The following is a 12,141-nucleotide window of genomic DNA, read 5'->3' as shown; positions in this document are numbered from 1 at the left end:
ACAGAATGACCTTCAAAATCAACTAAGCACACTCGCTGAACCCGCAGGAATGACACACGGAGCAACCTCCTTCGTGCTCCACCTTGCCGCCACATTCGCGGCACGCTCCTTTAAGCGGCGGCCTCCTTTCCATTTTGCCCGAATGACCATTGGAAGACATGTGGTTCCGAATAGCCTTGGCCACCGCATCGGCGCAAGAGAGGATCTTGTTTTCACCAAAGCCGGAAGGTGAATGGCAGGAGATGTCCAGAAGCTGCTTGGTGACCTCTTCCGGTTGAACGCCGCTTCTCCAGGCAAGAGAGACCATCCGGCCGATGGCTTCGCTTTGTGAAGCGGCGCAACCGCCAGCCTTGCCCATGGTGGTAAACAACTCGAACAGCCCATTTTCGTCCTCGTTAATGGTAACGTAGAGAGGCCCGCAGCCGGTCTGCATGCGGTAGGTCCAGCCCCCGAGGGATACAGGACGTTCACGGACGATTCTTGCCTCGCTCTCCCCCGATTCTTGCGGCGTCTTCGCGGTAGAGAGCACCTGGTGTTCCCGTGACCCGTCACGATATATCGTGACGCCCTTACAGCCCAGTCCGTACGCAAGCTCGTAGACCTTCCTGACATCCTCAACCGTAGCAGTTTTCGGAAAATTCACCGTCTTGCTTACCGCATTGTCCGTGCTCTTCTGAAATGCCGCCTGCATGCGGATATGATCCTCCGGTGTGATGTCGTGGGCTGTAACGAATATGCGGCGGATATCAGCAGGAATCTCCTCGATGTCTTGGATCGTGCCGTGCTCGGCAATTTTCTCCATGAGGGCCTCAGAATAGATCCCGCTTTTCCTTGCCATGGTCTCGAACAAGGGGTGGACCTCGACCAGGGTGTTGTTGTCCAGGACCTGCCGTACAAATGAGACGGCAAAAATCGGTTCGATTCCGGATGAGGCATTCGCAATAATAGAAAGCGTTCCTGTCGGAGCAATGGTGGTAACCGTAGCGTTTCTGACCAGGGGTTTTCCCTGTTGAGAAAAAAGTGAGCCTTCGAAGTTAGGAAATGCACCTCTCTCCCTGGCAAGACCGATGGAGGCACGATGTCCTTCCTCATTGATAAACTCCATGACCTTCCCGCCGAGTTCGATCGCATGCTCCGAGCAGTAAGGAATCCCGAGTGCGATGAGCATGTCAGCCCACCCCATGACACCAAGACCGATCTTTCGGTTGGCGTACGTCATCCGGGCGATCTCGGGCAGGGGGTATCGGTTGAGCTCAATCACGTTGTCGAGAAAATGTACCGCCAGATGCACAATCCCTTGCAGTCGCTGCCAGTCGATTTGACCGTCCTTTACCATCAGGCCCAAGTTGATTGACCCCAGGTTGCAGGATTCATAGGGGAGCAGCGGCTGCTCGCCGCACGGGTTTGTGGATTCGATAGTGCCGACATGAGGGGTGGGGTTGTCCCGGTTCAAACGATCGAGAAAAATGATACCAGGCTCTCCATTCTCCCATGCATGCCTGACAACCAGGTCAAAGACCTCGCTGGCTCTCGCTGTTCCAGCAACTTCCTTGCTCCGGGGATTGATCAGCGGATAGGATTCATCCCGTTCCAATGCCTCCATAAAGGCGTCGGTCAGGCCCACCGAGATGTTGAAATTGTTCAACTGCTTCTGGTCGGCCTTGCACCGGATAAATTCCAGGATATCCGGGTGATCGACGCGCATGAGAGCCATATTGGCGCCTCGCCTTGTACCGCCTTGTTTGACGGCTTCCGTGGCGGTGTCGAAGACTCGCATGAAAGAAACAGGTCCGCTGGAGATGCCCGTGGTTGACCGGACAACATCATTCTTGGGACGGAGAGACGAAAAAGAAAAGCCTGTTCCTCCGCCCGACTTATGGATGAGGGCGGTGTGTTTGACTGCATCAAATATCCCCTCCATAGAGTCTCCAATGGGAAGCACAAAGCATGCGGACAGTTGACCGAGCTCGCGGCCGGCATTCATGAGCGTAGGGGAGTTAGGCAGGAACTCGAGGTTGGCCATGATATCATAAAATTGACGTGCCAGAGCTTGAGTGCCAGCGCCATCGCTGAACTTTGTATCAGCCTGGGCAATCGCGCTTGCAACACGCCGGAACATATCAGCGGCCGTTTCAATAACGTGGCCATGCTGGTCTTTTCGCAGATAGCGTCGCTCCAGGACCGTTGAGGCGTTTTTCGATAATCGTGGGGCGATGGGCTGATGATTGTCCATGATACAGTCTCCTTCTCAGAACATGGGTAAAATGTTGAGTTGTTGATGCGTAAACACAACATCTAGTATATATTGTCAATATACCTACTATATATAGTGATCGTCAAGCCAAATCTTCTATTAGATTACCGACGCCCTTAGACCACGCTTCCCAGCGCTCTTACAGATTTGGTATCCCGGAACCCGCAGCCATAGTGCTTCCTGGCCTTGGGCTCGTGAAAACAGGCCGAGAGAGAAAAAGACTGGAAAGTGTGCTACAACCCTTATAGCAGGGGTTGCTACCGAATTCACCGCAAAGCGGTTCTTAAGGTCGGGCCGCACTACGGAGGTGGGACAATGAAACGCAATTTCATCGTACAAGTCCTGGTACTTATTTGTTTGGCAAGCATTCTGCCCGCCGTTTCAGCCGCCGAAGAAAATCGAAGGGATGGCAATTGGTGGCTCAATCAGGACCCGCTCACGCGTTCAGGTTACGTTAACGGCTTCCTCGATGGCATGGGCCTGGGTAGCAACTTCTCGTACTGGAATTTCGCCAAAGACACCAAGATGAATGCGTGCATGGAAAAGGTACTGGAATCGTATGGTGATTACCATTCCAAGTATTTTGAGAAGGTAACAAACCGGCAGCTCATTGATGGTATAGAATCCTTTTACACTGACGTTATGAATCGCAGGACCCTGGTAGCCGATGCCGTCTGGCTGGTTGTCAATGTCATCGCGGGTACTCCGATGGAAAAAATTGATTCGATGCTCAAGACTTGGCGCCGTGGGGCACATGACTGAGCACTCTCATGACCGAGCAATCTCTATGGGGGGCACTGAACGAAAATGATCCTGCGCGTCCTCTCTCATCCCCTTAACCGAGAAAATTGCCTGCCTTAATAGTCTGAAAATCCTGCCGAAAACTGAGTTGTGGAGGACTTATGACAAGGCATATTGTGGCACTGAACATCCTCATCTTTCTTATGGGGCTCTCGGTATTAACTGCAGCAGAACCAAACCCGGAGGGTGAGAAGACAGTCGAATCCACCGAGGGGATAACAGACAATAAACCTGCTGTTCCATCAACGGCTGAAGCACTCATTCGATTAAAGCGTTCATTAGATTTGGTTGGGCTGGGGCCATCAGCAACCCTTGATGAGAATAGTATCATGAGAGAAACTTTTCCGAATGCCTCTAGTCCTGAAGAAATCAACCGAAGTGTAGGGGCTTCTACCCCTGAGGAAGCCCATCGCAAGGTCATGCAGAAAGTACAGTACGTGCTATTCAAGAAATATCTGGAGTGGGGGCGACGGGTATACGGGCAGGCAGGCTACAGCTTTGATCGCTCCATAATCAGCTTGGCCGAGAACACGGATTCTCTCCAAACGTATGACGCGAGCAGGTCTGAAATGGTGACCTGGCTCATGACCTCATATCTTTTTATCCAACTGCACGACAAACAGGGGAATAACGATACGGAGTTTTTTTCGACCACGGCAGGCCCTGCACTCCTGGAGGCAATTGACCACATAATAGAAGAGGCAGGGCTCTATCCGACATTGAGAGAAACGACTCCACCACCAGCTTCGACCGCTCACACTGCTCTTCCGCCGGCTAGCACAGATGCTCCACGAGAATCATACGTCCGGGTATATTCTGATGATCCTCACGTATATGCCGGTGACTGGGGAATGCAGATCAACCCCAAAACAAAAGATGTCGATTCAGTTACAAGGGGAGGGCCCGCACAGAAAGCCGGGATTAAATCAGGTGATACGGTAGTGAGGATCGACGGGGTCGATGTGACTGATGCCAACGTCGATGACATCATTAAATGCAAACCGGGTGAACATAAAATTTTTGTATTTTCTAGAGACGGCAAGGAAGAAGTGTTCGAGCTGGTTTCAGTTGCCTCTGCAGGACCAAGGGCAAGCAATCTGAATAACAGTCCCGGGGCTGTACGTGAATCGCAGGCGGGTGCCGGCGTGCGAAGTCCCAAGAGGCAGATGAGATGATGTCACGATGCAAATACAACGTCCTGCAGCGGGTCATTCACGCTTGGTGGTACTTCCGAATGTAGCAAGCTCAAGTTTTTCAATCTCATCGCTTGCGCATTCAGGACATTCAGGGGGTTCTTCCTCTCCAGGAATCGCGACGAACTCCCAACCACACTTCCTGCATATATACTTTTCTTCGGCCATACCATCACCCCTTTCTTCAGTTATTTTGCTTAATCATCAACGTCGATTTTGACATCGTAGGGAGCAGGGCGGCCCTCGCCCCTTTCGAGCCAGTCCCTCAGGCTCAAGAGAAAGGTAGCCCACTTGGTACTGCAGTGGTGCATAAATTCTGTGGGCTTCTTCCAGTTGGCATGTGTGAATAGGACAACAGTTCGATCTTTTTTTGGCTTCAGTTCAAAGATCAGCTCCGTCCCCAGCCACTCCTTCGGCCCCTTCACGCATTTCCATTTCACCAGTTTGTTAGGCTTCGACTCAACGACCTTCATGTCAGCAAATCCGAAGAGAATAGTTCCGCCTTTCTTGGCGCTCCCTTTCGTATCCACGATCCACCAATGGGAAAGCCCATCAATAGTGGATAACGTTTCAAAAACCTTCTTGGGCGTCGATCTGATACCGACTCTATGAACAATATCTGCCACGGCTCTACCTCCTTGACTGAGACTATACCTCTTAGTTAGTCATTCGTTTAGAAGGAGTCAAGACGGGGCCGGGTCAATGGGGCCAAGAGGGGGCCAAGAGAATGAAGATAACCGATTTGAATTTGTAGACGGAGGCTACCGTTCGATTTTATCACTCGACCTCAGTCTTTACGAGTAATGTGCATGCCCCTTCTGTAGCCAGTGTTGAGAAGGGTTTTCAGACCACACAAAACGATGATCCGTAATTGACCGTAATAAGAGCATTTTTTGGAAGGCTATTGGTTTGCCATGCAGAGCAGCATTAAGACATCTTAATTTTTGAATAGAGCTTGGAATCATTAGACATTACAGGGATATTTCAGGGATGTTACAATACTGAGCAAAGTGGTCATCACCCAAGAAATAACAGATACTTACAGTCTTTGATCGGGGAGTTATGCACAGGTTGTTCTACATAGAATGTGGAAAACCCCTAACCGAAGAGATGTGACTGATTCGGAAGGCGATGACCTGCAGGAGTTAGAGCCAACCCTTTCGCTTCCATCCTTGAGTATTTTCGAGACAACGACGTCTCTCTTCGCTTATTATTCGTCCTCAGGTAATGCCTTTAGCGGCCAGTGTCTTTCTGGCGGTGAGTTCACATGCTGCCCGGTCCCGTTCAAACTGACTGGGGCTTTGAAACGATAATCTTCTACTCATCCCACCATCAGACCAATCGTACAGACGAGATCACGCACTTCCCAATTTCACGTGTAGTTAGAAGATGAATGAAATATCCTTCGTCATCTGTGCGCAGTATGCACACAAACCCCTTCACAACATCTTATCTTGAAAAATGTTACAGGGTTGGGTACAAGCCCTTCTGGGCAATAAAAATAGACATTGACACAGATCCCGTGGCAATCTAACGCGCCTGGGCATACGACTTGCTGATGAAAAAGAAGAAGGTGTGATCTTTTGAGAGGAAGGAGCGCGATCATGAAGAAGAAAGAAAATGTTTCCGAGATTTTTGATAATGATGACCTACTTGATGATATAGAGCTGTTGGAGGGCAGAGATCACGACAGAACATTGACACTCAAAGCAGAGCCTCGATCGAGGAGAGTACAACTTTTGGCACAAGGTGCCAAACTTATAAGGTGTATGTGTTGTCGCGGGATCAAGCCGTTGATCGCGGCAGACGAATTCCAAGACGGATGGATTTGTGAAGATTGCATCCCGATACAGAACTCATCTTGTCCACATCCTTACATTCTTCCCTGGCCACCTTAGAGCGCCAATCTATCTCACTTGAGTCCTGCCTTGCCCCACCGGCACTATTCGCAGGTGCACTGCACAACAACACTGACCGCCCGCTTTGGTCTTTACAATCGCGGGAAGTGTTTGGTAGCATGAGATCGTATTGCAGGTCCGATTAGTCCCTGCAGCCTCTTCTAATCTTAAAACACGAACCCAGGAGGGCCATATGAATCGTCGTGACTTCCTAAAGAGTTCCATTGCGGGTGCCGCAGCCGCGGTTGGAATATCGGCCGGTCGCGCGGAAGCTGCTTCCTCTTCCGGCGTGCCTAAGAAATGGGACTATAGCGCCGATGTTGTTATCGTCGGGTATGGCGGCGCGGGTGCGACCGCTGCCATAACCGCTTTCGACAAGGGAGCCAAGGTGGTCATCATCGAAAAGGCTCCAGAGGGCATGGAGGGTGGCAACACAGCGGTCAACGCGGGAATCTTCCGGTGTCCTACGGATGTCAAGGAACACATAACCTATCTCAAAGCATTGAATGGTGCCCACCACGTACCCGACGACATCGTCAGGGCAATGGCGGAAGGTGCCGCGAAAGTCGCCGACTGGATCAAGAGCTTCGGTTTCGGTGTCACCCCGACGATCCTCAACCCGCGTTGTTCCGGTGCCGAGTTCCCCAACCTTCCCGGCGCAGAAGTGGATAAAGGCTTCAACATGACCAGGCCTGATGGGACGCTCGGATGGGGCAAAGATTTTTGGGCCCTTCTTATCAAACCGCAGGTTGAAGAAAAGCGCAAGATCAAGATCCTCTATGAGACCCCTGGGCGTGAACTCATTCTCAATGAGAGGCGGGAAGTAATAGGCGTCCTTGCCGACAAGGGCGGAAGGCCCATAACCATCAAGGCCAGGAGAGCGGTCATTCTCGCTGCCGGAGGCTTTGAGAATAGTGAAGAGATGCAGCGTGACTACCTGGTGCCTGGGGCCGGAATGGCCGGAACCGTGCCGCTCAAGACGGTGGGAACGCCCTACAATACGGGAGACGGGATCAAAATGGCAATGGGTGCGGGTGCCGACCTCTGGCACATGCAGGACATGGCCGGACCTATGCTCCACTACTGGCCACCTACAACCAAGACCTCTTCGCAAGTTTTCTTTCAGGGTAACAGCTACATCATTACGGACCGACGAGGAAACCGCTGGTTTGACGAAAAAGAGCTCTGGCTACACGGGAAGGGTGGTGAGAAACTGTTCAACTACGACGCAGCCAAGACCGAGTATGCCCGTATCCCCTCTTACGCCATTTTTGATGAAACTGTGCTCAAAGCCGGCCCGCTGGGCCCGACACGAACAAGTCAGTGGACTTGGGTGTCTCTTAAGGAGAAACTCGCCTGGAGCCAGGACAACTCGGAGGAAGTTGCGAGAGGCTGGATACTCAAGGCTGATTCTACGAGGGACCTGGCTGCGAAACTGAATGTCGACGGATCGATCCTCGAGGCGACGCTTGCAAGCTGGTCAAACGCTTGTGCTGCCGGCAAAGACGCGCTGTTCGGCAGGAACCCCGCTACCCTGAAGCCCATACAAGGTCCTCCGTACTATGCAATGACCCTGATGCCGCAGGTGATCAATACACTCGGAGGTCCGCGGAAAAATGCGAAGACCCAGGTACTCAGGCCGAACGGCCGGCCTTTGGGTCGCCTGTATGCTGCCGGCGAGGCAGGCTCCATGTTTGGCTTCCTCTACCAGTGCGGCAGCAATTTCGGAATCGACTGTCTCGTTTTCGGTAAAATAGCAGGCATGAACGCAGCCGCCGAAAAACCGTGGGATAGAAGTGCCTGAAGAGGGGCTTAAACGTTTTTTTGAAAGAGGCTGAGAGAATGAGCGCGAGATTTGTTTGCTCATGGGGCTTGGCGGTCTTTTGCTTTTTTCTCGGGACCGGTTTCGCGAGCAACAAAGCCGCGAAGCCTGCAACGAAGCCTCCTGAGGCCGCTTCGGAGAATTGCCTGAACTGTCACGGGCCGTTCGATACGCTCGCTTCACAGACCGGAAACTACGTGATGCCCAGCGGCGAGAAAACCACGCCCCACCGCCACGTGCCTCACGACGGGACAAAAGTTCCGAATTGCTCGATTTGCCACATGGCACACGGTCTACCCTTCAAGAAGAACGATAAGGCTCCCAAAGCAAATGTCGACTTTTGCTATGCGAATTGCCACCACACGAGTAATTTCAGGTCCTGCAAGGATTGCCATGCCTAGTGCCAGCCTGTACGCTGTGATATGAAGGCCGGCTCAAGGCGGCACGAACCGAACTCTGCTGCTAAAGTCCGGATTCTCTGCAGACTACTCTACTAACAGACATGTGCTGAGCGGCATGTTCCACGTTAAGCACCTGCGAATGAAGCGCCCAGGCAGTATAAGCAAAACTTTACATTGCCGAATAGAAGATGGAATGGCGGAACGCTTCTGATGGTCTCATTTCTCAAGCAGCTATGGTTTCTATGAGGTTCACCCAATAGTCGGCTCCGATTGAAAGCAGACGATCGTTGAAATCATACCTCGGCTGATGTCCCATTCCATTCGGTCGTGGCGCTCCTGCTCCCATGAAGAGAAAAGCTCCAGGCGCACAGCGCAGCATACACGAAAAATCCTCGGAATACATCACCGGCGAAGCATTGCCAATGACGCGGTCACTTCCCACTACAAGGGATGCGGCGCGAAGAGCGTTTTCCCTTTCCTTTGGGCTGTTAATTACTGCTGGGCAGCGCCGTTGATAGTTCAGATCCACCCTTACCCCGAGAGAAAGTTCTAGACCTCCGAGCACCTCCCGCATTCGTTGTTCCACCAAGTCCTGAATCTCTGGTTTCAGGTGCCTCGTGCAGCCGCGGAGCACCACCTGCTCAGGAATCACGTTATACGCTGTGCCGCCCTTGATCTCCGTAACGCTCAACACCGCTGTCTCGAGCGGTTCTATATTCCTGCTCACGATGCTCTGAAGCATGACCACCGCATGGGATGCGGCTACTATGGGGTCGCGCACGTTTGCGGGCATGCCGCCCGCATGACCCCCCACGCCTGTAATGGTGATATCGAACGTATCGAAGGATGCCATCATGCTCCCGGGAGTCGAGGCAAAGTTACCCTCCGGCATCGCCATATGGTTATGCAATCCGAAGACACAATCCATAGGAAAGCGCTCGAAGAGACCGTCATCCACCATAGCCTTTGCGCCACCGGCGGTCTCCTCAGCCGGTTGAAAGATAAATGTCGCCGTGCCCTTGAATCTGCGGTTTGCGGCAAGGTACTTGGCGGCACCGAGCAGCATGGCCGTGTGGCCATCGTGCCCGCAGGCGTGCATTTTGCCAGGATTCCTGGACTTGTAATCAAAGTCGTTCTCTTCCTGGATGTTCAGTGCGTCCATGTCAGCCCGGAGGCCAACGGAGCGGCCTTGCCCTTCAATCCCCACGAGCCGCGCCACGACTCCTGTTTGACCGATGCCAGTATGGACATCGAGGCCGAATGATCTTAATTTTTCAGCTACAAACTTGGAAGTCTCATGTTCCTCGAAGGCAGTCTCCGGATTCGCATGGAGTTCGTGCCTCCACGCAATCATCTCCGCTTCAAGGCCGGTCATTTCTTTTGTCCTTCCCATAGCAGTAACCCCGCTTGCTGCCGATTCCGGCTTCGCTAGAAATTTCTTACTGTACCTCCCTGAGGCTTACAGGCGCCGCTTCATCAACGGGATCCCCATGATAATCGCCAGGACCGTCATGCCAAGAAGCAGATAAAATCCATTCTTGAGGTTGCCCGTGGACTTGTAGAGCGCTCCCATTGCGTAGGGAAAAATCGAAGCGACGATATAGGCGATGCCGTTGAAGATCCCTGTCGCGTTCGCGATCTGCGTCGGCTTGACAGTGTTCTGCAGGATCGTGAACAGGGAAGGCACGTTCGGCATGAAGAAACCGTTGGCAATGCAGAAGATAACAACCGCAGAGGCCTGGCTGGAGGCCTTCATCGCCGCGAACAGAGAGATGCCGAAACCAAGAAACGCGATCATGGCAAATGACGCACGTGAATTGAACTTGTCCATCAGCGGCGTGAATGCGAGGACTGAAGCGGCGCCGACCAGAAAGGGCAGGGCAGCCATAATGCCCATCCTTGCGAAGGAGAAGCCGAGCACCGCCTTGAAATAGGTCGGGAGCCATCCCATCACGCCCCAACCTATACCCGTTGAAATGGCATAGAGAATAGCTACAAGCCAGAAGTTGCTCTCTTTCACGAAGCCAAAACCCCCGGCAGGCTTTGCCCCGCCCGTGGGCTTCTGGCCTGCCCCTTCTGTAATGTAGTCGACTTCTTCTTTGGAGATCCGTGGGTGCCGTGCAGGAAGGTCATACACGTAAAGAAACGCTATGATGACCGGGATGACGCCGATGATGGCGAGAAAATAGAAGCTCTCCCTCCAGCCGAACGAGGTGACAAGCCCGGTAATCATGGGCGGCGCTACGATTTGCGACATCAAGAGGCCGATGAACCATGCGCCATTCACTTTGGCCCTCTCCCTCACAGGAAACCAAGTCTGCACGAGCTTTGAGACGCCCGGCCCCAGGACCGCTTCGCCGATGCCGAGGAGCACGCGGCACGCAAGAAGTACGACGACGCTCGAGACCGAGCCCATGATGGCGGTGAAGACAGCCCACGAAAGAAGGCCGTACCCGAGGGTCTTCCTAGCTCCGAATCGCTGCACCACCGGGCCTGCAAAGAAACAGGTGATGCCGTAAAACAGCATGAATATGCTCAACAGGAGGCCCTGCGTCGATTTGTCCGCGGTGATGCCGAACGCATCGGTGAAACTCTTGTGCGCGATAAGGACGGTCACGTTCGCACGGTCAAAAAAAGCTACCATGTAGGCGATGAACGCAATTACCGCGATCCACAATCGCACCTTGCCTATTTTTTTTGCCGCGGCCACACCGGTATTAAGCGCTGTCATGGGGGGGTCACCTCACAGTTGTGTATTATTCTTCCTCTTCATAGGTCCAACGCATGTCACAGAAAGGCGCTCCCTCCATGACTGTCTGCGTGCGGGTAAGCTTAATCCTCGGATTGAACCCTTCCATCAACGCAAAGTCGCGCCCGCAAGAGAGCAGATACCCGACGTCCTCGAGGCCGTGCCTGCGATACATTTCCGCATACTTACAGCGGAACACATTGGTGGACAGTTTCCGGGGCGTTGCTTCAATGGTCTCCTCGTAATCGGGACCCTGACCAAAAATAGCTGCTGCCTTCGCAAAATGTTCCAGGGTGTTTCCTCCGGTCATCGTTGCAAGACGTTGGCCCATCTGGCGCGCGAGGGCCTTGATGACGCGCCCGGCGACCTCCAGGGTCTTCTCTTTTCCGAATTCCTCAACGAAGGCCTTGATGATTGGAGCTGCAATGAGCGCCTCTATTTCGCGCCTGATGAGAAGAGGCACAGCGTTGATGTCGGTGATGGCAGGCCGCTCAGGTTCTCCTGCCTGTTCTTTGGCTTCGCTCGCGGGAGCCGCTTCCATCACCAGATCCTTGAGAACTTTCTTCTGATTGAGCGGTTCAAGGGTGAGATCCCCTTTGACCGGGGTCTGGCAGAGAAGACCCGGCTTACCATTTATCCGCGCCGTGCAGCGGCCGCAGATGCCTAATGAACAGCCCGCATGATCGTAGTACGCAATCGTGCCGTCCTCATGCTGATAGATGTAATCGAGTGCGCCCATGGCGCTCATGCCTTCTTCGAAAGGCACTTGGTACGTCTTGTACGAGGGCTTCCGACCGACCGCCGGGTCGAACCTGAAGACCTTCACTTTTATCATTTTCTTGGCAGCGGATATCCTCTTCTTGGGAACAGGCGATCGGCTCTTTGTTCTCCTGGTCCTGGATGCTATCTTTTTGGTCGGCATATGGGTTCGCCTCCTGATCGTTAATGATGGCCCTTTGTGTCAGAGCGGGATTGCATCATTTTCTTGATATAATCGAGATACGACATCACGCCTTTGGGCGG

The 12,141-nt window shown here is 52.9% G+C and carries 11 protein-coding genes; 5 read left to right on the top strand and 6 right to left on the bottom strand.

Features of this window, described 5'->3' with window-relative positions; all coding sequences use genetic code 11:
* Positions 1–22 precede the first annotated feature (22 nt).
* Positions 23–2,233 carry a vitamin B12-dependent ribonucleotide reductase gene (locus VMT71_11460; protein HVN24580.1) on the bottom strand — a complete coding sequence of 737 codons (2,211 nt, stop codon included), beginning with the start codon at positions 2,231–2,233 and terminating at the stop codon, positions 23–25.
* A 336-nt stretch (positions 2,234–2,569) separates the two neighbouring features.
* On the opposite strand from VMT71_11460, the gene VMT71_11455 reads away from it, so the two are divergent.
* Positions 2,570–3,016 (top strand): hypothetical protein, encoded by a 447-nt coding sequence (locus VMT71_11455; GenBank protein ID HVN24579.1) that lies wholly within the window; start codon positions 2,570–2,572, stop codon positions 3,014–3,016.
* A 140-nt stretch (positions 3,017–3,156) separates the two neighbouring features.
* Complete coding sequence (locus tag VMT71_11450) at positions 3,157–4,230, top strand: PDZ domain-containing protein (protein ID HVN24578.1); 1,074 nt, start codon at positions 3,157–3,159, stop codon at positions 4,228–4,230.
* A gap of 33 nt (positions 4,231–4,263) precedes the next feature.
* Here the strand turns inward: VMT71_11450 and VMT71_11445 are convergent, their stop codons facing one another.
* Positions 4,264–4,416, bottom strand: a complete 153-nt coding sequence (locus tag VMT71_11445) for a hypothetical protein (GenBank protein HVN24577.1) — start codon at positions 4,414–4,416, stop codon at positions 4,264–4,266.
* A gap of 29 nt (positions 4,417–4,445) precedes the next feature.
* On the bottom strand, positions 4,446–4,874 hold the full coding sequence (locus tag VMT71_11440) for an SRPBCC domain-containing protein (GenBank protein ID HVN24576.1): 429 nt from the start codon (positions 4,872–4,874) through the stop codon (positions 4,446–4,448).
* A gap of 978 nt (positions 4,875–5,852) precedes the next feature.
* On the opposite strand from VMT71_11440, the gene VMT71_11435 reads away from it, so the two are divergent.
* The 3 genes from VMT71_11435 (at position 5,853) to VMT71_11425 (ending at position 8,369) form a co-directional block, all read left to right on the top strand.
* Entirely contained in the window at positions 5,853–6,146 is a 294-nt protein-coding gene (locus VMT71_11435) for a hypothetical protein (GenBank protein ID HVN24575.1), read from the top strand.
* Positions 6,147–6,276: 130 nt separating this feature from the next.
* Positions 6,277–7,950 carry an FAD-dependent oxidoreductase gene (locus VMT71_11430; protein HVN24574.1) on the top strand — a complete coding sequence of 558 codons (1,674 nt, stop codon included), beginning with the start codon at positions 6,277–6,279 and terminating at the stop codon, positions 7,948–7,950.
* Between the two features lie 38 nt (positions 7,951–7,988).
* Positions 7,989–8,369, top strand: coding sequence for a hypothetical protein (locus tag VMT71_11425; GenBank protein ID HVN24573.1), 381 nt, complete (start codon positions 7,989–7,991; stop codon positions 8,367–8,369).
* Between the two features lie 223 nt (positions 8,370–8,592).
* Here VMT71_11425 and VMT71_11420 read toward each other — a convergent pair whose 3' ends face one another.
* The 3 genes from VMT71_11420 to VMT71_11410 all read right to left on the bottom strand — a co-directional run bounded on the left by VMT71_11420 (position 8,593) and on the right by VMT71_11410 (position 12,040).
* The gene (locus tag VMT71_11420; GenBank protein HVN24572.1) at positions 8,593–9,762 is read right to left on the bottom strand and encodes a M20 aminoacylase family protein; all 1,170 of its coding nucleotides are present in this window, start codon (positions 9,760–9,762) and stop codon (positions 8,593–8,595) included.
* Between the two features lie 66 nt (positions 9,763–9,828).
* Complete coding sequence (locus VMT71_11415; protein HVN24571.1) at positions 9,829–11,100, bottom strand: MFS transporter; 1,272 nt, start codon at positions 11,098–11,100, stop codon at positions 9,829–9,831.
* A gap of 25 nt (positions 11,101–11,125) precedes the next feature.
* Positions 11,126–12,040: an L-2-amino-thiazoline-4-carboxylic acid hydrolase gene (locus VMT71_11410; protein ID HVN24570.1), complete on the bottom strand. Its 915-nt coding sequence runs from the start codon at positions 12,038–12,040 to the stop codon at positions 11,126–11,128.
* Between the last annotated feature and the right edge of the window lie 101 nt (positions 12,041–12,141).

Source organism: Syntrophorhabdales bacterium (genome assembly GCA_035541455.1).
Taxonomy (GTDB): Bacteria; Desulfobacterota; Syntrophorhabdia; order Syntrophorhabdales; family WCHB1-27; genus JADGQN01.
This window is presented reverse-complemented; position numbering and strand designations above follow the sequence as displayed.